Below are 20,172 nucleotides of genomic sequence, written 5' to 3' on the forward strand. Positions count from 1 at the left end.
ACCTTACCCGGTATCACCCCCGTGATGAAACCATAAAAAAAGAGACAAAAAAAGCAGCAGGAATCTACCTACTGCTTATTTTGTCTCACGGTGTGTTGTAGAACGCTTTTCTCTTGGGCAGTATTTTTTTAGCTCAAGACGATCTGGATTGTTTCTTTTATTTTTTTTAGAAATATAGTTACGATCTCCGCATTCTGTGCAAGCTAACGTAATATTTACACGCATGTCATTTCCCTCCAAACTACTAAGCACTAGTTCGTTTCATACGACTTTTATATAATATCACTTTTTAGTTTGAAATGCTAGTATGTTTTTTTAAAAGTGTTTGATTTACTTGTAAAAGCTGTTTTTGACAATCATCTGTAATTGACCAAGCTTGTCCGTCAATAGCAGATTTCCCTGTTATTTTAACAGTATCCCCACATAAACTAACTACCTTTCCTTTTCCTATTGGATTGTATGATAATGTTTGTTTTCCACCTTTGCCATATGACCATATTTTGTTATTATCCACTTGTGATTGTTGCATAACTGTGTTTTCCTTCATTTTCACCCCGTTCAAATGACCATTCACTAAGAATAATTGGCGATCAATCATGTGATATATCAAGTGTTCAATCGGAGATATAAAAGAAATCTGGTAGTCACACTCTCTTGGATTACTATGCGCCATAAGTACTTTTATCTCTTTACTCGTAGATAGTTCATTGTAAATGTTGAAATTTAACATAGAAATATGATGATCAATTCTCACCTTTTCTGTACGTATCGATAAACCTTCTACTTGATGTTCTCTTCCTTCTGCCATATCATTCATTTCAATCCAATAAACACTTTTACCAACGGCGATACCTAACGTTTGATGCAATAAGTTTTCCTGATTCGACTGATTCCAATATTCAGTTGTGTAAGGCGTTTGCTCAATTATTTTCACTTTAATCACCTTTTCTTTGGAATTTATTGACTCGTCCGTGAATTCTATACACCTTTAACGTTTGTTTCGCTACCGATTGCCAGCTAAATTCTGTCTTGATTCTTTTTTGAGCTGCACTGACGATTTGGCTTCTAAAGTTAGGTTTTAATAGTAGAGAATCTATTTTACTTTCAAGATTTACTACATCTCGAGGATCGAAAAAAAGCCCCGACTCATTTTCAATGATTATTTCACTGAACCCGCCAGTTTTAGCTAAAACTACTGGGAGTCCAGCTGCCATCGCTTCTAAAGCAACTATTCCAAATGGTTCGTACAAACTAGGGAAAATAGCTAAGCTAGCATATTCCATCCAGTTATCACGCTCATATTCGTCAACATAACCAATAAATTGAATCCATTCATCGATTTGTTTAGCACGAACTTTTTGTCTGTAATACGATAATAACGGACCTTCCCCAGCGACAATGATTTTTAAGTTTGTATTTTTTCTCTTTAATTTTTCAGCAAGAGCGATAAGAATATCGAACCCCTTCTCTTCTACCATCCTCCCCAGCGAAAAGAGGTATGGTCTATGTTGGGCAAAATGAAATTGTAGGTTCCTATCTTTTTTCATCGGCTTACTTACGCCATTTGGAATGATGGAAATGGTCGAAGATGGCTGTTGGTATTTATGTAGTAACTCATTTCTCATAAAATGACTACAAACTACAAGATGATCGGCATATGCCATTAATAATTTTTCTTGTCTATCGATAAAGCTTTGACTCTCTGTATGAATTCCATTATGTCTACCTGCCTCAGTCGAATGAATGGTAGCGATAAGCGGTATATCCATTCGCTTCTTTAAAATGATGCTACTCGCTGCAACTATCCAATCATGGGCATGAATCATCTCTATACCATTTTGCTCAATCAAAGCTCTTGCTTTCTCTTCCATTGCTAAATTCACCGAAGCAACCCAATGAAGAAATGATCCAGTTTGCATAAGCGGTGCCACACGATGAATGACTACATTATTTTGCACTTCAAATTCTTCGTCAACTTCATGCCTTTTCACTGTTAGCACATGAACGGACACCTTTTCTTGTGCGAGTGATCTCGCTAATTCACTTACATGGCGACCAAGGCCACCAACAATATACGGTGGGTATTCCCAACTTAACAGTAGAATACTCTCCGTCATTGCTTCACTTCATAATAACTATACCCACACACTTGATGGATCCAGTCAGCACTTATTTCTGATGATAATTTGACAGTTCCCACTCCACTACCTATCTCAGTAGTAAGTAAAGGGAGATAATTATCATCCATTAGTTTCAAACACAGGGTGATGCGGTAAGAATGATATTCTGTTTTAATGGCGTTTCTAATGATCCTCATCGATTGGTATGGTGGAATAAAAAACTCATATAGATCGGAATGATTTTTACTGTATGAATGAAGCTGAATTACTTGCAGGCAACTTCTTATATCTTTGTTGTAGTAGAGCGAGAGGATGTCATATTTTTCTTGCCTAACCTTCCAACTAATATAGATATCTTTGTTGATAATTTCTGTTTTTAAAGGTAATAATCCTGACGAATGTATTATGTGATTCTGTTTACTTTCCATTTTTCGAACCATTCCCCTTGTCAGATTATTCTATACATTAATGTTAGCACTGAATGGCCAAGCCCACAATAAACAGATTTTGTCGGTTTATGCTATCTATCGCTACACTTGTTATTATGATAAGCATTTTTTCTTCACCGACTTATTTCTTCATTCATTCGACAGAAACTATGATATCTTACTCGACAAATTCTATAGGAGATTCTTCAAAGTTAGCACGACTTGTCGATATTTATGGTAGAATAACTTTGATAATAAAGCTTTGAGGTGAGAATGATTATATATATATTTGCTATTTTATTAGTTATCGCTTTTCTGCTATTTATTTTATCCTTTTTTCTTAAAGATCCTTACCGTTCCTTAAAGGATGAGATTGACCAACTATCTATTCAACATGTAAAAGAAACGTATCAAATAAAGAAAAAATTAAAGCTGTTAGAAGAAGAATTACTGATAGACGAAATCAAACTTCCGAATGACACTGGGTTATCTAGACCTAAGAAGAAGGAAGTTCATGATATTATAAAAAATCAAGTACTTTTACTTCATAAGCAGGGACTTTCCACAGAGCAAATCGCTAAGCAATCTTCTTTATTAGAAGATGAAGTATTGGCCATTATCACAGCTAGTCAACTTAAAGGTGAAAAAGTATGAAAAAATATGTTTTAAGAGGCTTTTCAGCTGGTGTTTTTTGTACAACCCTAATTCTTCTCATTGGTTATATGCTTATGAATGACGAGAACAAGCAAATGATTGATGAGACAGCGGCTCAAGCTTATGTAAAAGAACAAGGTTTTCATGTTTTGACGGATGATGAGATCGATAAACTCATTGAAGAAAAATTAGAACTTGATAAACAACAGGAAGAAGTACCTAAAGAAGAAACTACCATTACAACAGAAATTAAAATCGAAAGCGGTATGCTTCCACAAGAGATTGCGCAGCAACTTGAAGAGGCAGGCATCATCGAATATAGTGAGGACTTTACTAGTTTTTTAAAAGAATTCAATTATAGTCAGAAGCTACGTGTTGGTACATATCAAGTGAATAATCAACAGTCTTATAAAGAGCTTGCTGATTTATTTAGCAAATCATAAAAAACGAATCTCTATCTCAATGGATCTTACTTGGCTGCAATTACACTCTTAAAATAGAGTTAATTACAGCCTTTTTATTATTAAATTACCGAAGAATATAGTTACGATTACCGAACTTTGTTTACATCAGTCCACTTAGAAATTGACACTTAATTCCCCCGCTTGATCTAATAAATAAAAGAGTATGCTTATCACAAAAAGTTCCTACTTCTTTATTTCACTTTGCTAGTAAATGATACAGAATTTACCTTTACATGCAATAAAGATGTTAGTTGTTCAGATAAATAAATGGGCGATTCTTCAAACTCTGTATCAATCCAATGCTTAATAAGCCCTAAAACTGTATATGCCTGGTAATTTGTATATAATTGGTGATCTATCACAAACTTATCATTTCCTCCAAAGTCTATTTGAATATTATGAACATATTGCTTAAGTGCTTTTATAAACTTATTTTCAAATGTATAAGAAACATCACTTTGTAATAGTGACTTATAATAATGTCTATATTTAAATATATGGTTAAATAATTCTTTTGTAGAAGGTAAAACACTTTGGTCAATTTCATAATCTCGTTGATTTGCAGTACTATTTTCCATCTTGTAGATTAAGTCCCTAATTGCTTCGTCCATCACTTCTTTTAGAACTTCTTCTTTCCTATAGTAATGGTAATAATATGTGCTGCGATTAATATTTGCAGTAGTTGTTAAGTCAGTTATTGTAATTTTATGAAATGGTTTTAGTAGTAATAATGTAACCAGAGCATCTTTAATTCTTTGTTCAGTCATTAGATTTTTACTCATTAACTTAGCCACCTCTCCGTGTAACCCCAACAAATAAATACTTTTTTGTTGGTTGTTAAAGAAAATAAAAATAATTATAGTGGTATTGTAATCGATTACAACAATGTTTAAAAGCTATATTCTATAATTATTTAAAGGGGTCTTTTATATGGGTAGATTAACTGGAAAAGTGGCTATTATCACTGGTGCTGCTAGCGGAATGGGCTTGGCAGGTGCACAAATTTTCGCAAAAGAAGGTGCTCAGGTTGTAGCAACTGATATAGTTGAAGATGCTTTAAAAGTGAAAGTTGCAGAGATTATTGATAATGGTGGAGAAGCCATTGCCTTAAAATTAGATGTTTCAAGCCAAGAATCATGGTTAAATGTCGTTCAAACGACAATAGAAAAATACGGTAAAATTGACATTTTAGTCAATAATGCAGGAATTCATATGGCAAAAGGAATTTTAGAAGCAGAATTAGATGATTGGAATAAAGTGATGGCCATTAATACAACGGGTGTATGGCTTGGAATGAAATCCGTTATACCTTATATGCAACAGAATGGCAAAGGGTCAATTATTAATACATCTTCCATTGCAGCAATTGTGGGTGGTGTCGCTGATGCACAAGGTGCAGCGTACAGTGCATCAAAAGGCGCAGTTAGAGCACTTACTAAACATGGTGCTCAGTGGTTTGGAAAAGATAACATCCGAGTGAATTCCGTGCATCCTGGTGCAATCTTTACAGGTATGGTTGAGAAAGCTGGAATTAAAACACAAGAAGAAATGGGAGAGAATTATAAAGGTTTAGCTCCATTACCTCCTTATGCTGGAGAGTCATTGGATATTGCAAATGCATACTTATACCTTGCTTCAGACGAATCTAAATTTGTTAATGGAATAGAATTGGTCGTTGACGGTGGTTGGATCAGTAACTAATTTTTTTAATCAAATAAATAAGACTCACATTCATTTCATATAAATAAAAGAACGAACCTCTATGATGAAAGAGGTTCGTTACTTTTATCAATCATTCAAATCAAATTGCTTACCTTTCACTAAATAGAAGATATGCTCAGAAATGTTTGTGACATGATCTGCTGCACGTTCTAAATATCTACAAACAAAAGATAATTGAGTAATTTGCGGAATTCGCTCAGATTGTTCCCCACTTATTCTCAGTAAATCAACAATCGTTTGCCCATATAAATCATCCACTTCATCATCCATGTCAGCAACGGCTTTTGCTTTTTTAAGATCTTCTTCATTGAAAGCAGTTAATGAATCGTTTAACATTGTTAAGCAAATCGCATGCATTTGTTTAATATGAACAATTGGTTTCACATGGTCTTCTTTCCCAATTCTAATCGTTGATTTAGCAATATTCACAGCAAAATCAGCTATTCTCTCAATATCCGTTGCTATCTTTATTGCGACAATAATTCTTCGCAAGTCAATAGCTACTGGCTGTTGTTTCGCTATTAATAAAATGGCATAATCATTAATTTCTTCGTACAATATGTTTGCTTTTGTGTCATTTTCCATGATCTCTAAAGCTAGTTCTATATCATGATTCTCAAGTGCCTGAATCGATAAAGAAAGGGCATTTTCAGCAAAATGACCTAAGTCTAATAATTTTCCTCTTAATACTGCTAATTCTTCATCAAACTTCTCTCTTACTGGCAATATAATCAGTCTCCTTTACTTAATTAGCCGAACCTGCCGGTAATATAATCTTCCGTTCTCTTATCAGTTGGATTAGAAAAAATTTTATCTGTTTCTGCAAATTCTACTACTTCACCGTTTAAGAAAAAGGCCGTTCGGTCAGATATCCTAGCTGCTTGTTGCATATTATGAGTCACTATAATGATACTATATTCTTTTTTTAATACCTGTACAAGCTCTTCTACCTTTAGTGTTGAAATCGGATCTAATGCTGAGGTAGGTTCATCCATGAGAATAACATCTGGTTCTATCGCCAAACATCTTGCAATACATAGTCTTTGCTGTTGACCACCTGATAAACCATAAGCGTTATCCTGCAATCTATCTTTTACCTCATCCCAAAGCGCTGCCCCTTTTAAACTTTTTTCAACAATTTGATTCAGGACTTTCTTATCTCTTATACCATGAATTCTCGGACCATAAACAACATTTTCATAGATAGATTTAGGAAAAGGATTCGGCTTTTGGAACACCATACCCACTTTTGTTCTTAATTCTTCAACACCATAACGTTTATCAAAAATATTACGTCCACGATATTGAATTTCTCCTGATGTTTTTACTGATGGTACCATTTCAATCATTCGGTTCAACGCTTTAATATAAGTCGATTTACCACATCCTGATGGACCGATAATCGCAGTTACTTCATTTTCATAAATATCTAAATTGATTTGTTTTAATGCATGATTACTTCCATACCATAAATTTAATTCTTTTGTTTGATAAACTTTATTGTTGTCATTAAGATTTTTATAGTTGTCAAGTGAATCGGCGGCTTCTTTTTTGGGTGCAACCAATGTACTCATATTCTCCACTCCTCGTTTAATACCTTTTTTGGAATTTATTTCTGATCAACACAGCAATAGAATTCATCACAATTAACATTACTAGTAATACAATAATGCCCCCCGCTGCAACGGCATGAAACTCTTCTTGCGGTCTACTCGTCCAGTTATAGATTTGCATTGGTAAGACAGTAAACATATCGAAAACAGATTGAGGTAAAAACGCTAAGAAAAGTGGTAAACCAAGCACTACTAATGGTGCCGTTTCCCCGATTGCTCTAGAGAGAGCTAAAATTGCTCCTGTTAATATGCCAGGTAATGCAGCCGGCATAACCACCCTTACAATTGTTTGCCATTTATTAGCTCCCATTCCAAATGACGCTTCTCTTAATTCCATCGGTACACTTCGAATCGCCTCTTGAGACGCGACGATTATGATTGGTAATACGAGTAAACTCATCGTTAAGCCTGCGGCCAATACACTTGTTCCTAAAGTTAATGCTCTCACAAAAACCGTTAATCCTAATAATCCAAAAACAATCGACGGGACACCTGCTAAGTTAGATATATTAATCTGAATCAGTGAGGTAAACTTATTTTTACTCGCATACTCCTCTAAGTAAATGGCTGTTCCTACACCAAGTATAAGCGTCACAGGGGCAACAACACCCATTAACCAAATGGTCCCTATTAAAGCTGTTTTAATACCCGCTTGTTCTGGATCACGTGAAGGTAAAGATTGCAAGAACTGCCAGTCTAAATAACCAATTCCTTGAGTGATAATGCGATACAATAATATCGCAAGAACCACTAATGCAAACGCAGTCGCCAACATGAACAAACCTTTAAAAACGGAATTTTTCCATTTTCGTGGTGACATTTTCTTTAGTACTTGATCATGATTAATTAATTTCATACTAGTATTCCTCCCTAAAGCGCTTGGAGATGAATTGGGCGAGCATATTCATGAACAAGGTGAAAATAAACAATGTAAATCCAACTGCGTAGATACTATAATAGATGGTCGTACCATATCCAGCATCTCCCTGACTGACTTGGACAATATAAGCCGTCATTGTTTGAATACTACTTGTCACGTCAAAGCTTAAGTTAGGCGTGGAGCCTCCTGCAACAGCGACAATCATTGTTTCACCTATTGCTCTTGAAATTGCTAATACAATAGAAGCAACAATACCTGAAACAGCGGCAGGTATAACAATTTTAATGGCCACTTCAAGTTTTGTTGCCCCTAATGCATAAGCCCCTTCTTTCATCACTTTAGGTACAGACGACATGGCATCTTCTGATAATGAGGCAATCATCGGTGTAATCATAATCCCGATAACAATCCCTGGGCTAAGCGCATTGAATATTTGCAGAGATGGAATCATTTCTCTAAGCACTGGTGTCACAAAAGTGAGAGCAAAAAACCCATAAACGATAGTAGGTACGCCTGCTAATACTTCTAAAATAGGTTTAATAACTCTCCTTGTTCGGTCACTCGCATACTCACTCAAGAAAATAGCTACAGCGAGACCAATCGGGACTGCCACAACTGCAGCTATAAGAGCAACTTTTAACGTTCCTGAAATAAGCGGTAGGATTCCATATGAGCCTTGTGTTTCAGAAAATGGATACCACTTTTGTGCGGTAAAAAATTCTTTGATACTTACGTGACTGAAAAAAGTCGTCGTTTCCACAAATAATGTTACAACGATCCCAATCGTCGTTAATACTGACACAATCGCGGTTAATAATAAGATAACTGGAACAATCTTTTCTGACTTCAGTTTATTTTTACTTTTAGATTTTTTTTGTTGTATAAGTTCTTGCACAGAAAACGCTTTTTCTTCTTGTTGTATATTCATAGTTGATCCCCCCTTCATTACGATGATGATCTCTCTTCATCATTCAAACACTTATTTTAAATCTTCAATTGTTGATAACCCTGTTTCATATTCTTCATCTTTTAATTTCACATAACCGACATCTTCTGAAAGTGCCCCCGCATTTTCTAATGTGAACTTAACGAATTCATATGTTTCTTCATTCTTTAGGGAATCATTTTTCACGTAGATATATAAAGGACGTGATAATGGTGCATACTCCCCTGATTCAACCGTGTCATGAGTCGGCTCTACCGGACCATTCCCACCATCGATTGGAACAACTTTTAGCTTATCTTGATTCTCAACATAATAAGCAAATCCAAAGAATCCAATGGCATTTTCGTCCCCTGCTACACCTTGAACAAGGATGTTGTCATCTTCTGACAGTGTCGCTTGTTCTACAATTGGCTCATCCTCCAGAATGATTTCATTAAAGTAATCATACGTTCCAGAGTCTGTTCCTGGAGAATAAAATTTGACTTCCTCATCTGGCCATTCTGGTCTAATATCTGACCATTTTTTTGTTTCTCCCGTATTGATCCATAACTCTTTCAATTCTTCGATAGTAAGTGAATCGACCCAATCATTCTCTTTATTTACAACGATTGATAATCCATCGTTGGCTAGCTTTAATTCTGAATACTCAATTCCTGCTTCTTCAATTTGGGTTTTCTCTTCATCTTTAATTTCTCTCGAAGCGTTACTGATATCCGTTGTTCCTGCAATAAACTGTTTAAATCCTCCACCTGTTCCAGAAGAAGCGACTGACACTTGTACGCCTGGCTGATCCATACTGAATTCTTCAACAACAGCTTCCATAATAGGATAAACTGTAGAGGAGCCATCAATTTTGATTTCTCCTTGTAACTGTTGATTTTCTTCACTAGTTGTTTGCTCTCCATTACTTGAACTGTTCGCACCGCCATTTGCTCCACATGCCGTTGTAAAAGCAAGAACAGAACCAATCATTAATGTTGATGCCACATACTTGAATCGTTTCTTCATTAGAAATATTCCCCCTAGAAAATCAGTTGTTTTGTCCTACAAACCCATCATAAGACCTAAACGTTAATAGGAAATAAATGTCGTGTAAATATTCTGTAAACCAATGTGAAGAAATGTAAAGTGAAATTTAGGGAAAATCATATCTCATTTTTGGAGTGAGCATTACCTTGCAAACAAACAATGCTGTAAAAGCAAAGTAATGAACATGGGGATTGTCGAGGCACTCCTTAGTAAAAGAACGATAATATAGAGGTAGTTGTGTAGGATTGTCAGCGTTCTTTGCCTCTTTCACTTCTGATGTTATAAACTAAAACTAAAAGAAAAGCATAAAAATAACTCGGATTCCCCCTTTAAAATAGGGTGAATCCGAGTTTGATTGTTGATTAGTATCTGTTATGCTTGTGTTTTTCAAAACAAACAAGCTTATTCATCCTCTTCTTTGTTAACATCAATTACTTCTTGCTTCGTTAAATCTTCTGGTTTCTTACTTTCTTCTTTCGCACGTTCTTCTTTTAATTCAAAGTATTCATCCATGACGCGTTCGGCAATAATCATGTTTGCTTTATGGCCACTTCCACCTTCATAGGCCCAAGGGACCATGACAGCAATTGCCACTTCTGGATTATCAGAAGGTGCATAACCAACATAGCTGATATTCATTACTTCAGGTGGCTCATCATAATTACTACGTAGTGGTCCATCATAGAAAGCCTCTGCTGTTCCTGTTTTACCTGCAGGGTCATACTCTTTATCACCAAAGAAGGATAGTGCCGTACCTTGTTGTTCTTGTGCAACTTGACGGAATCCCTCTTTTACACGTTCAATCCAAGAAGCATCCATATCAAGTTTATTAAGAACTTTCGGCGATATTTCTTCTACAATAGGGCCTAATTCTTCATTTTCTAATAAAGGCTCCCTAATTTCTTTTACTACATGAGGCTCCATTCTATTCCCGCCGTTAGCAATCGTGGATACATATTGCACGAGCTGCATATTAGAGTACGTATCATACTGTCCAATCACTAAGTCCAACATAAATCCAGGGAGTTGACTCATTCCTTTAAATCCTGTTTGTTCATTTGGTAGATCAATCCCTGTTCTAACGCCTAAACCAAACTGAGCAAACGATTCTCTGATTGTATCAAACCCTTTAGGATCTAACGGCAATGATTTATTATAGCGATATGTGCCGCCTCCAATTCGAATGGCTGTTTCAAACATATACACATTGGATGAAACCCTTAATGCGTACAAATCACTAATTGGTCCGAACGTTTTCCATGATTTTTTTACAGGTGTACCAGCAATTTTTAATGGCTGGTCATTAATTACTGTACCAGGTTGAATCACACCTTCCTTATAGCCCGTAAGAATAGTAGCCCCTTTGACTACGGAACCGGCGTTATAAGTGGTCGTAATATTCCCTAACGCATCATCCGTCATTCTTGTTCGGCCTGTTTCCTCATCTTTCACAAGCCTTCTACCAGCCATTGTTAAAATTTCGCCGCTATACGGATCCATTAACACGACATAGGCTCTATCTAAAAGACTGGTTCCTCCAGTTTGTTTAGCCGCACGCAACTCTTCTTCAATGATTTTTTCTGTTGCTAATTGTAAATCCATATCGACACTTAATACTAAATCTTTCCCCCGCTGCCCTTCTGAAATTGTAACCGTTTCTAGAATCGTACCACCTTTATCAGTGACATTTTTCACTTTGGCTTTTTGACCATGGAGGACTTCTTCGTATTGATATTCAAGATAACTTTTACCTACACGGTCATTTCTTGAATAATCTCTTGCTAAATAGTAATCAAGCATTTCTTTCGGAATACCTTCTTCAGAAGAAGAAACAGAACCAAGGACAGATTTCAATGTATTATCAAAAGCATAGTAACGGTCCCAATCAGTTGTTGTATCAACCCCTGGAAGATAATCTAAATTTTCGCTTACTAGGGCGAATTCCTTTGCAGTTACTTCATCATTTTTAACAACTTGTGGTGTAAAGGCATACCCACTAGAGAACTCTCGATAAATCGCAAGCACTTCCAAGTCGTCTTCTGTCAGTTCATCCAATTCTTCTTCCGTAATACGATCTAATGTTAATTGATAGACATCTTTATCGTAATCGGCTTCTTCGTCCTCGCGAATATTTTCCTTTTCTTTCTCTGTTACCTTTTCATCCGCGCGATCAGGATTAATCATAATCCAATAATCTTTTTCATCTCGTTCCGTGACTTTTTCTGTATCTTTTTCAATTAGTTCCGCTAATTTCTCAGCAGTATCAAGCATTTCCTCTTGACTAGCTCCATTATTTGTATATGTAATGGCATTCTGCGGGATATTATCGACAATAATCTTTCCTGTACTATCAAACATCTTTCCCCTAGGTACAGGGTTATTTACAGTGATTTCTTCTGTTCGTTCTATTTCTCGCTTATAGTCATCACCGTAGACAATCTGAACAAACCCTAATCTAAAAATAAGTACAGAGAACAACACAAAGACAATTAAGAATAGCATGTTCAACCGAAAGGACACACGATTCTTCTTTTTCTTTTTATTCAATTGCTAAAACCACACTTCCCTCTTAATTACATATACTTATTTTAAAAGAAAACCAAAAATAATTCTATTCATAACTATAAGGAAATGATAGTTATTTTGAATATTTTTTTCACATCATTCGATATTCTTTATAAAGAAATAGATCATACTATGCCCAATCCCTAATATTACTAGCAATATCGGCAAGATCACATGATCATCAAAATAGATTACACCCACTATAAAGAACAACAAAGATAATATTCTACCGATGTTCAAGAATAATTCCCTTACAACAATATATTCAATTCTCATTTCTGCCGCTTTCCAGGCTGTGCCTATTACATCATAAGTCATTGAAGAATAAGGAACGAGTAATAAAGGATAAGCGATTGCAATTAATGCCGCATAGAGCAAAAGATTAACGTAGGTTATATGAAATACTAACAGGAAAATTGACAGAAATAATAACACACCTCCAGCTAACACTGCTCTTTTCCTATGCTCTTTCTTAATCCATCTTGAAGCAATATAATAACAAACTAATGCGATACCTGAATTTAATAATCCGAATGTACCAAGTGCTAATTCGCTCCCCGTAGCTATAAACACAAAGACAGAAACGACAAACGCATATGTACCTTCACGAAACCCTTGGAAAAAATGAGCATTTGTAATCCTCTTCCAATTCTTATTATACTTTCGTTCTTCTATAATCCGCTTAAAAAAATATTTTCCATTTGCTGGACGCCTTTTAATAGAAAAGCTTAAAAATACGGCAATCGCGAATAATGCTAATGAAATTCCAAATATGACTGAATAACCAGTATAAGCCTTCATTTTTGAAATAATTAAACCGGCAGAAATAGGACCAATCATACCACCAAATGATGAAAGTAACCCGAGAAAACCATTAAAAAAGTCTCGATTTTCTGGATCGGTTATTTCAAATGTTAATACATTAAACGCAAGCCAATAAAAACCAGAACCTATACCTAATAAAGAACCTAATAAAAGGAGATATGACGACGCTTTATCCCCTACAAGAAGCACAGAAATATAAAAGAAGGCAAGAAATATAACCCCTAACCTTAGAACAATGACACGATCTACTTTTTTCGCCCATTTGCCCGCAATAATAAATGCAATAGGTTGCAGAACAACAGCAGCGAGGTTATATAAGCCTAAATCCACGTATTCACCAGATTGCTTCCACAAAAAAATATTCACAAAAGTATTGGATAACGCAATACTTAAGGAATATAATCCTCCAATTAGCAGCAACAAAACAAGGTCTCTGGTCGGCTCAATATTTCCAATCACTCTCTGCAATTTACTCATAAAAAAACTCCCCTTCGATTCTACAAATAGTCTCCTTCAAAAACGATGGAGTTATGCAAGAAAAGGAAGATCCTCATTGAAAAAATATTTCATGTCACTTGGTCTTCTTACAAAAAACAATTATGGTTAGACAATCGAAGCCCATACATTAGGAAAGAGTGACATTTATTAGACAGCAATGTAAAAAAGCACTATTCCAATGAATAGCGCTTTTTTTAAGATTATAGATTTATTTTGGCTTTTACTTCGCTTCTTGATATCTTCTGCCTACTTCGTCCCAATTGACAACATTCCAAAACGCTTTTATATATTCAGGACGTTTGTTTTGATAGTTTAAATAATAAGCATGTTCCCAAACATCTAGCCCAAGAAGGGGTGTTTTGCCTTCCATTAATGGCGAGTCTTGATTAGGTGTGCTCGTTATGGCTAATTCTCCATTATCAACAACTAACCATGCCCAACCCGATCCGAAGCGACCAGTAGCTGCTTTAGCAAATTCATCCTTGAAGTCGTCAAAGCTACCAAATTTACTAGCTATCGCATCTCCTAAATCGCCTGTTGGTGTACCCCCTCCATTTGGTGAAAGAACTTCCCAGAATAAAGAATGGTTGGCATGTCCACCGCCATTATTCCTGACAGCTGTACGGATATCTTCAGGAATATCATTTATATGGGTAATTAATTCTTCTACACTTTTCGATGCGTATGCACTTTTTCCTTCAATTGCATTGTTCAAGTTAGTTACATAAGTATTATGGTGTTTCGTATGATGGATATTCATTGTTTCCTTGTCGATATGTGGTTCTAAAGCATCATAAGCATACGGTAATTTCGGTAGTTCATAAGCCATGTAAACATTCCTCCTACTAAAAAATATAATCATATGCAGACATCATTAAAATGTCTTCTTATATTTTCTATACCACTTTGCCATAGAATCAAACATAAAAATTAATTTTTTTATAGAACAACAAATAAGAAATAGATAATCATCACTACTTGAACAATTCCTTTAGTAATGATGCTACTTATGAATCCTACAAGTGACCCAAATCCAACTAAGACCGCTTCCTTAAATGGGCGACGATGTACAATTAATTCTGCGATAATTGCCCCGACTATTGGTCCAAGTAATATACCTGCCACCGGGATAACAAAAGGACCTACTAGTATTCCAATAGTGCTTCCCCATATTCCAGCTTTTGTCCCACCATATTTTTTCACACCAACCATATTAGAGATATAGTCGGCACCAAATAGTAATATTACAAATAAAATTTGAATGGACCAAAACAGTACACCAAAAGGTTCAAAGGAATAGAATAATCCATAAACAATAAAGCCAGCGGCAATAAAAAGTACACTCGGGATAATTGGATAAATCAATCCGATAAAAGCTATAACAAATAAGATGATAATGAGTGCCCAAGCTAAAATATCCATAACCGTTCCCTCCTATTCATAACAAAAACTTCTCATAGTCTCGCCATAATTAAAACATTAAAATGTTATCTTTTCCATCGAAAGATTTTAAAAAAAGAGGTAAGGAACCAACCCTTACCTCTTTATAATACTCAATCTTCGCCTAATACAGCCTCTGCAATATTAACTGCATGATCACCGATTCGTTCTAGATTACTTAAGATATCCACATATACAATCCCTGCTTGTCCAGAACATACTCCTTCACTTAAGCGAATGATATGTTGTTTACGTAATTTACGCTCCATTTTATCTATTTGATCTTCTTTTTGTACAACATGTTGTGCTGCTTCTTTATCATTATGATCTAGCGCTTCTAATGCTTCAGAAACCGTAGAGATCGTTAATTGGAACATATCATCTAAATCTTTCATAGCGGATTCCGTAATACTTACCTTATTGGCTTTCTTATAATCCATTAATTCAACGATATTTTCGAAATGGTCACCCATTCTTTCAATATCTCTAATCGTATCCATTAGAACCGTATGTTCAGCCGATTCGCTATTAGATAAAGAACTTCTAGAAAGCTGAATAAGATAATCTGTAATTTGTCTATCCAGATTGTTTATCGCACTTTCGATTTGATAAGCTTTTTCACCATGTTTAGGAGAACCATCTATTAAAAATGATCGTGTCTCATTTAATCCTTCAACAGCAAATTGACCCATTCGAAGTACCTCTTCTTTTGCTTGTCCAAGAGCAATTGATGGCGATTGCTGAATAAAAACAGCATCTAAATGTTTGGCTTTTTGCTCAATCACTGTATCTTCACCCGGAATAAGCTTCGTCACAATATAGGCCAGAACAGCCACAAATGGCAGTTGAATCAACGTGTTAGTAATATTAAATGTTCCATGAGCGAACGCAATTGTCAGCTCTGGATTCAGTCCAAGATTCGCTTGGAACATTTCAACCAATAAAGTAAAAGGATGAAGTAATATTAAAAAGATGGTAGCTCCAATTAAATTAAACGTTACGTGAACTAGCGCTGCTCGTTTAGCTGCAACTGTAGCCCCAAGTGAAGCTAATACGGCAGTTATCGTTGTACCAATATTATCTCCAAATAAAACTGGAAGAGCTGCATCTAAGTTAATTAACCCCTCAGAAAATAGGCCTTGCAATATTCCAATTGTCGCACTTGAGCTTTGCACAATTACTGTAAGCACAGTTCCCACAAGAACACCTAATACTGGAATCTCACTCATACTAACTGTCAAGTCATGAAAGCTTTGTAAGTTACTTAACGGTTTCATACCACCGCCCATTAACTCTAATCCATAAAACAATGCCCCAAAACCAAATATAATAGACCCAATGTTTTGCATACGGTTATTTTTAAAGAAGACTAAGCATAATACCCCAATCGCTAGGATTGGCAACGCATATTCACCAATATCTAGACCAATTATAAACGCTGTAAAGGTTGTCCCAATATTCGCACCCATAATTACGCCTATCGCTTGACGTAGATTCATAAATCCAGCGCTAACTAATCCTACTGTTAACACCGTCGTTGCAGAACTACTTTGAATAAGCATCGTTACTAACATTCCTGCTAGTACACCCATTAATGGATTTGTGGTGAATCTATCCAAAATATCTCTAAGACGATCTCCAGCTGACTTTTGTAGACCATCTCCCATCGTTTTAATTCCGAGAAGGAAGATACCTAATCCACCGACAAACTCAAATATCATCTTTTGAATATCTAATTCCAAGCTTTTCAACCCCTAGAAAGTATTTCAACACTAATGTAAACCCCACACTATTATTAAAGCTTTCTCTATTAATGTAAATAGTGTAACGGTTAAATTTACAAACCTTTAATATTTTTCCCTTATGTTACAATTAGATGACAAAGGATTAATTATTCAAAAAACTTATTATTCTTGTATGACGAAAGTATTGTCGTTAAAATAAGTAGAATAATGACAAGTAAGGACGTGGAAAATTTTTGAATATCTTCAAACAATTTATAAGTAGCATTTATTCTCCAAAAGACATTGCAACATTTCGTCAGCAGGGTATAGGAAAGACTATAGGTTATGTTTTTTTTCTCACTTTCCTATCCATTATCCCCACTATTTTTTTTCTCAGTACATCCGTCTTCAATGGTGTACAATCAATGGAATCAACAATAATGGATGATTTGCCTGAATTTGAGATTGCTAATGGGACATTACAAGCAAATGAAACAGCACCTATTACTGTTGAGAATGATGGTGTGACCATTATTTTTGACTCTAATAATATTGTAAAGAAAGATGAAATATTACAAACAAATGATACCATTGCCATTCTACAAGACGAATTGGTGTTCATTAGCGGAAACAATCAACAATCCTATAGCTATAGTATGCTCGGTGATATCAATATTGATAAATCAACCGTTATTGAATTAATACAAACGGCAGATTCTTGGTTAATCATTTTAATTAGTATCTTCGCTATTGTACTGTATTTATTTTCTGTAGCCATGCGCTTAATAGAAATTTCCATTATTGCCTTAATCGGTATAATGATTGTGAGAATTGTTCAGAAGACACTTCCTTATCGCTACATGTGGCGAATAGCCGCTTATAGTATCACGTTATCAACAGTATTTTTTATTATCATGGACACACTACAAACCGTAGTTCCAAATGGAGCACTTATTAACTGGTTAATATCCATCATCATTCTCATGTTAGCCATCAAAGAAATACCTCATCAGAAAAAGGAAATACCTGAACAATAATGGAATCATACTGTAGACGCCTATACCGTCTGCAGTTTTTTTATACATAATCTGTTCTAATTAGATATGTACATGCATAAGTATGATAATGATTATTCTATAATGACGGGAGCTTGTAAATATGAGAAGAATTTCAGCCTTCATCTTAATTATTATCATTGCATTTGCTGTATACGTCGATCTTTCCAAAGGAACTCTCCCTAAACATATTGCACCCGTTGTCGCAGAGGTCACAAATTTAGAAAAAGGCGAACAAGAGGTAGGCCTTACTTATTTCGAAAAAGAAGTGAATCGGGGAGATACCGTTCTATCCATTATTGAGCAGCAAAATATGAACATCGAAAATCTTCCAATTAATGTTATTGCTGAAGATTTCAGCACATTAAATAACGGAATAAAGCCTGAAGAAATTCAATACGGCAATACCTATAAATTTCCTTCATATAATAATGAAAACTAAATGCTTAGCATCTATTTCTTGTCAATTCAATCACTTCATTGATACAATAGTTGATGATAAGAGCTTACATTGAGAAGTTCAAATATATTTTTTATATATAAAGGAGCGAATCTCCATTGAGTGAAATGATACATCGTACGAAAACTCGTCCGGTAAAAGTGGGACCGCTAACCATTGGCGGAAGTAATGAATTATTTATTCAAAGTATGACTACAACGAAAACTCATGATGTAGAAGCAACCGTTGCGCAAATTAAACGATTAGAAGAAGCAGGATGCCAAGTTGTTCGCGTAGCATGTCCAGATGAAAGGGCAGCTAATGCGATTGCTGATATAAAAAAACAAATCGATATTCCACTTGTCGTTGATATCCATTTTGATTATAAGTTAGCTTTAAAAGCCATTGAAGGTGGAGCTGACAAGATTAGAATTAATCCAGGTAATATTGGAAAACGCGAAAAAGTGGAAGCTGTTGTAAAAGCTGCTAAAGCGAAAGGTATTCCTATTCGTATTGGTGTAAATGCAGGTTCATTAGAAAAACGCATTTTAGAAAAATACGGCTATCCTACAGCAGACGGAATGGTTGAAAGTGCACTTCACCATATTAAAATCCTGGAAGACCTAGACTTCCATGATATTATCGTCTCCATGAAAGCGTCAGATGTCAATTTAGCGATTGAAGCTTATGAAAAAGCAGCTCAAGCTTTTGATTATCCTCTACACTTAGGGATTACTGAATCCGGAACATTATTTGCCGGTACAGTAAAAAGTGCAGCTGGCTTAGGCGCAATTCTTCATAAAGGTATCGGAAATACGTTAAGAATTTCATTAAGTGCTGATCCAGTTGAAGAAGTAAAAGTGGCTAGAGAGCTGTTAAAAGTATACGGTTTATCATCGAATGCTGCGACACTCATTTCTTGTCCGACTTGTGGTCGTATCGAAATCGACTTAATTAGTATCGCGAATGAAGTTGAAGAATATATTTCAACAATTAAAGCACCAATTAAAGTCGCTGTTTTGGGCTGTGCCGTTAACGGCCCTGGTGAAGCAAGAGAAGCTGACATTGGCATTGCTGGAGCACGAGGTGAAGGTTTATTATTCCGCAAAGGGAAAATTGTCCGCAAAGTACCAGAAGATACAATGGTCGATGAATTAAAGATTGAAATTGATAAAATAGCTGAAGAGTACTTTGCAAAACAAAAAGAAGAAGAAGAAAACGCCAAAGAAACAGTTTAAATAAACAAAGCGCCTAGGGATACTCCTAGGCGCTTGTTGTTCATTATTTAAAAGAATGGCATTATAAAAATCCCTACTAAGAGCGATACTATACCGATACCAATCGCCCAAGTGCCAAATCCTCTAGCTCCTTTGCTATTTGCAACAATACCAAGTACGATCCCTGCAGCTCCAAGAAATATCGGCATAATGAATAGTGAAAGGATTGATAATACTAAAGCAGTAATACCTACTCCTCGGCCACCACTACGCGTTCCTTTTCTATCGTCAATATCCCTTCCCCTGTCCTCATCATAAGTTACAGGAGCAGCAATTTCAGCTGCAGTTTCTTCTGAATAATCGCTTGAGACTTCATACTGGTTCTCATCAACTCTGTCACGACGAAGCTGATCTTCATCATATTTACGCATCTGATCTGCCATCATGATCCCTCGCTTTAATGGTATCCACTTTTTCTGTGGTGGAGCATTTATTATTATTAACAAGCGTTACACTTTTACTTGTGTTAAGATTTTCTAGCAACAAAAAGGCT

22 protein-coding genes are annotated in these 20,172 nt (G+C 35.7%); 6 read left to right on the forward strand and 16 right to left on the reverse strand.

Annotated features, from left to right (window positions below; genetic code table 11):
* Nucleotides 1–75 precede the first annotated feature (75 nt).
* The 4 genes from rpmG to U9M49_RS08335 all read right to left on the reverse strand — a co-directional run bounded on the left by rpmG (nucleotide 76) and on the right by U9M49_RS08335 (nucleotide 2,548).
* The gene (rpmG, locus tag U9M49_RS08320) at nucleotides 76–225 is read right to left on the reverse strand and encodes a 50S ribosomal protein L33 (protein ID WP_057771568.1); all 150 of its coding nucleotides are present in this window, start codon (nucleotides 223–225) and stop codon (nucleotides 76–78) included.
* Nucleotides 226–289: 64 nt separating this feature from the next.
* Nucleotides 290–934: a hypothetical protein gene (locus U9M49_RS08325; protein ID WP_095372568.1), complete on the reverse strand. Its 645-nt coding sequence runs from the start codon at nucleotides 932–934 to the stop codon at nucleotides 290–292.
* A gap of 1 nt (nucleotide 935) precedes the next feature.
* Nucleotides 936–2,117 carry a glycosyltransferase family 4 protein gene (locus U9M49_RS08330; protein WP_095372567.1) on the reverse strand — a complete coding sequence of 394 codons (1,182 nt, stop codon included), beginning with the start codon at nucleotides 2,115–2,117 and terminating at the stop codon, nucleotides 936–938.
* The gene (locus U9M49_RS08335) at nucleotides 2,114–2,548 is read right to left on the reverse strand and encodes a hypothetical protein (RefSeq protein WP_322909598.1); all 435 of its coding nucleotides are present in this window, start codon (nucleotides 2,546–2,548) and stop codon (nucleotides 2,114–2,116) included. Before U9M49_RS08335 ends, U9M49_RS08330 begins: the two co-directional genes overlap by 4 nt.
* Nucleotides 2,549–2,821: 273 nt before the next feature.
* Here U9M49_RS08335 and U9M49_RS08340 point away from each other — a divergent pair, with 273 nt between their 5' ends.
* Together U9M49_RS08340 and U9M49_RS08345 are read left to right on the forward strand one after the other, a co-directional pair.
* Entirely contained in the window at nucleotides 2,822–3,202 is a 381-nt protein-coding gene (locus U9M49_RS08340) for a hypothetical protein (protein ID WP_322909599.1), read from the forward strand.
* Entirely contained in the window at nucleotides 3,199–3,645 is a 447-nt protein-coding gene (locus tag U9M49_RS08345) for an endolytic transglycosylase MltG (protein WP_095372564.1), read from the forward strand. Before U9M49_RS08340 ends, U9M49_RS08345 begins: the two co-directional genes overlap by 4 nt.
* A gap of 212 nt (nucleotides 3,646–3,857) precedes the next feature.
* On the opposite strand, the gene U9M49_RS08350 is transcribed toward U9M49_RS08345, so the two are convergent.
* Nucleotides 3,858–4,448 carry a TetR/AcrR family transcriptional regulator gene (locus U9M49_RS08350; protein ID WP_095372563.1) on the reverse strand — a complete coding sequence of 197 codons (591 nt, stop codon included), beginning with the start codon at nucleotides 4,446–4,448 and terminating at the stop codon, nucleotides 3,858–3,860.
* A gap of 148 nt (nucleotides 4,449–4,596) precedes the next feature.
* Between U9M49_RS08350 and U9M49_RS08355 the strand changes: the two genes are divergently transcribed.
* Complete coding sequence (locus U9M49_RS08355) at nucleotides 4,597–5,367, forward strand: SDR family NAD(P)-dependent oxidoreductase (RefSeq protein ID WP_307312890.1); 771 nt, start codon at nucleotides 4,597–4,599, stop codon at nucleotides 5,365–5,367.
* Nucleotides 5,368–5,454: 87 nt separating this feature from the next.
* On the opposite strand, the gene phoU is transcribed toward U9M49_RS08355, so the two are convergent.
* From phoU to U9M49_RS08405, 10 genes are all read right to left on the reverse strand, one after another.
* Entirely contained in the window at nucleotides 5,455–6,114 is a 660-nt protein-coding gene (gene phoU, locus U9M49_RS08360) for a phosphate signaling complex protein PhoU (RefSeq protein WP_180316949.1), read from the reverse strand.
* A gap of 23 nt (nucleotides 6,115–6,137) precedes the next feature.
* The gene (gene pstB / locus U9M49_RS08365; RefSeq protein WP_370873266.1) at nucleotides 6,138–6,953 is read right to left on the reverse strand and encodes a phosphate ABC transporter ATP-binding protein PstB; all 816 of its coding nucleotides are present in this window, start codon (nucleotides 6,951–6,953) and stop codon (nucleotides 6,138–6,140) included.
* A 25-nt stretch (nucleotides 6,954–6,978) separates the two neighbouring features.
* A complete protein-coding gene (gene pstA, locus U9M49_RS08370) occupies nucleotides 6,979–7,857 on the reverse strand; it encodes a phosphate ABC transporter permease PstA (RefSeq protein WP_224935967.1) in 879 nt (292 codons plus the stop codon).
* 1 nt (nucleotide 7,858) lies between these two features.
* Nucleotides 7,859–8,809 carry a phosphate ABC transporter permease subunit PstC gene (pstC, locus tag U9M49_RS08375; RefSeq protein ID WP_095372558.1) on the reverse strand — a complete coding sequence of 317 codons (951 nt, stop codon included), beginning with the start codon at nucleotides 8,807–8,809 and terminating at the stop codon, nucleotides 7,859–7,861.
* A 51-nt stretch (nucleotides 8,810–8,860) separates the two neighbouring features.
* A complete protein-coding gene (locus U9M49_RS08380; protein ID WP_095372557.1) occupies nucleotides 8,861–9,835 on the reverse strand; it encodes a PstS family phosphate ABC transporter substrate-binding protein in 975 nt (324 codons plus the stop codon).
* Between the two features lie 423 nt (nucleotides 9,836–10,258).
* Complete coding sequence (locus U9M49_RS08385) at nucleotides 10,259–12,358, reverse strand: penicillin-binding protein 2 (RefSeq protein WP_322909686.1); 2,100 nt, start codon at nucleotides 12,356–12,358, stop codon at nucleotides 10,259–10,261.
* A 159-nt stretch (nucleotides 12,359–12,517) separates the two neighbouring features.
* Nucleotides 12,518–13,723 carry an MFS transporter gene (locus tag U9M49_RS08390; protein ID WP_095372556.1) on the reverse strand — a complete coding sequence of 402 codons (1,206 nt, stop codon included), beginning with the start codon at nucleotides 13,721–13,723 and terminating at the stop codon, nucleotides 12,518–12,520.
* Nucleotides 13,724–13,964: 241 nt separating this feature from the next.
* A complete protein-coding gene (locus U9M49_RS08395; RefSeq protein WP_095372555.1) occupies nucleotides 13,965–14,573 on the reverse strand; it encodes a superoxide dismutase in 609 nt (202 codons plus the stop codon).
* A 110-nt stretch (nucleotides 14,574–14,683) separates the two neighbouring features.
* A complete protein-coding gene (locus U9M49_RS08400) occupies nucleotides 14,684–15,166 on the reverse strand; it encodes a DUF456 domain-containing protein (protein WP_095372554.1) in 483 nt (160 codons plus the stop codon).
* Between the two features lie 131 nt (nucleotides 15,167–15,297).
* Nucleotides 15,298–16,926 (reverse strand): Na/Pi cotransporter family protein, encoded by a 1,629-nt coding sequence (locus U9M49_RS08405; RefSeq protein WP_180316948.1) that lies wholly within the window; start codon nucleotides 16,924–16,926, stop codon nucleotides 15,298–15,300.
* Between the two features lie 236 nt (nucleotides 16,927–17,162).
* On the opposite strand from U9M49_RS08405, the gene U9M49_RS08410 reads away from it, so the two are divergent.
* The 3 genes from U9M49_RS08410 (at nucleotide 17,163) to ispG (ending at nucleotide 19,640) form a co-directional block, all read left to right on the forward strand.
* Nucleotides 17,163–17,945, forward strand: a complete 783-nt coding sequence (locus U9M49_RS08410; RefSeq protein WP_322909600.1) for a DUF1189 domain-containing protein — start codon at nucleotides 17,163–17,165, stop codon at nucleotides 17,943–17,945.
* A gap of 121 nt (nucleotides 17,946–18,066) precedes the next feature.
* On the forward strand, nucleotides 18,067–18,405 hold the full coding sequence (locus tag U9M49_RS08415; protein WP_095372552.1) for a hypothetical protein: 339 nt from the start codon (nucleotides 18,067–18,069) through the stop codon (nucleotides 18,403–18,405).
* Between the two features lie 125 nt (nucleotides 18,406–18,530).
* Nucleotides 18,531–19,640 (forward strand): flavodoxin-dependent (E)-4-hydroxy-3-methylbut-2-enyl-diphosphate synthase, encoded by a 1,110-nt coding sequence (gene ispG / locus U9M49_RS08420; RefSeq protein ID WP_180317072.1) that lies wholly within the window; start codon nucleotides 18,531–18,533, stop codon nucleotides 19,638–19,640.
* A gap of 47 nt (nucleotides 19,641–19,687) precedes the next feature.
* Here the strand turns inward: ispG and U9M49_RS08425 are convergent, their stop codons facing one another.
* Nucleotides 19,688–20,062, reverse strand: coding sequence for a DUF4190 domain-containing protein (locus U9M49_RS08425; protein ID WP_095372550.1), 375 nt, complete (start codon nucleotides 20,060–20,062; stop codon nucleotides 19,688–19,690).
* Between the last annotated feature and the right edge of the window lie 110 nt (nucleotides 20,063–20,172).

Source organism: Cytobacillus sp. OWB-43 (assembly GCF_034651445.1).
GTDB classification, from domain to species: Bacteria; Bacillota; Bacilli; order Bacillales; family Cytobacillaceae; genus Cytobacillus; species Cytobacillus kochii.

Bases quoted from the DNA above. Each gene is read 5' to 3' on its own strand.
- U9M49_RS08355 (WP_307312890.1), top strand. From the start codon at position 4,597: ATGGGTAGATTAACTGGAAAAGTGGCTATTATCACTGGTGCTGCTAGC.
- ispG (WP_180317072.1), top strand. From the start codon at position 18,531: ATGATACATCGTACGAAAACTCGTCCGGTAAAAGTGGGACCGCTAACC.
- pstC (WP_095372558.1), bottom strand. From the start codon at position 8,809: ATGAATATACAACAAGAAGAAAAAGCGTTTTCTGTGCAAGAACTTATA.
- U9M49_RS08400 (WP_095372554.1), bottom strand. From the start codon at position 15,166: ATGGATATTTTAGCTTGGGCACTCATTATCATCTTATTTGTTATAGCT.
- U9M49_RS08390 (WP_095372556.1), bottom strand. From the start codon at position 13,723: ATGAGTAAATTGCAGAGAGTGATTGGAAATATTGAGCCGACCAGAGAC.
- U9M49_RS08335 (WP_322909598.1), bottom strand. From the start codon at position 2,548: ATGGAAAGTAAACAGAATCACATAATACATTCGTCAGGATTATTACCT.
- U9M49_RS08385 (WP_322909686.1), bottom strand. From the start codon at position 12,358: ATGCTATTCTTAATTGTCTTTGTGTTGTTCTCTGTACTTATTTTTAGA.
- U9M49_RS08395 (WP_095372555.1), bottom strand. From the start codon at position 14,573: ATGGCTTATGAACTACCGAAATTACCGTATGCTTATGATGCTTTAGAA.
- U9M49_RS08330 (WP_095372567.1), bottom strand. From the start codon at position 2,117: ATGACGGAGAGTATTCTACTGTTAAGTTGGGAATACCCACCGTATATT.
- rpmG (WP_057771568.1), bottom strand. From the start codon at position 225: ATGCGTGTAAATATTACGTTAGCTTGCACAGAATGCGGAGATCGTAAC.
- U9M49_RS08350 (WP_095372563.1), bottom strand. From the start codon at position 4,448: ATGAGTAAAAATCTAATGACTGAACAAAGAATTAAAGATGCTCTGGTT.
- U9M49_RS08425 (WP_095372550.1), bottom strand. From the start codon at position 20,062: ATGGCAGATCAGATGCGTAAATATGATGAAGATCAGCTTCGTCGTGAC.
- U9M49_RS08340 (WP_322909599.1), top strand. From the start codon at position 2,822: ATGATTATATATATATTTGCTATTTTATTAGTTATCGCTTTTCTGCTA.
- U9M49_RS08415 (WP_095372552.1), top strand. From the start codon at position 18,067: ATGAGAAGAATTTCAGCCTTCATCTTAATTATTATCATTGCATTTGCT.
- U9M49_RS08345 (WP_095372564.1), top strand. From the start codon at position 3,199: ATGAAAAAATATGTTTTAAGAGGCTTTTCAGCTGGTGTTTTTTGTACA.
- U9M49_RS08380 (WP_095372557.1), bottom strand. From the start codon at position 9,835: ATGAAGAAACGATTCAAGTATGTGGCATCAACATTAATGATTGGTTCT.
- pstA (WP_224935967.1), bottom strand. From the start codon at position 7,857: ATGAAATTAATTAATCATGATCAAGTACTAAAGAAAATGTCACCACGA.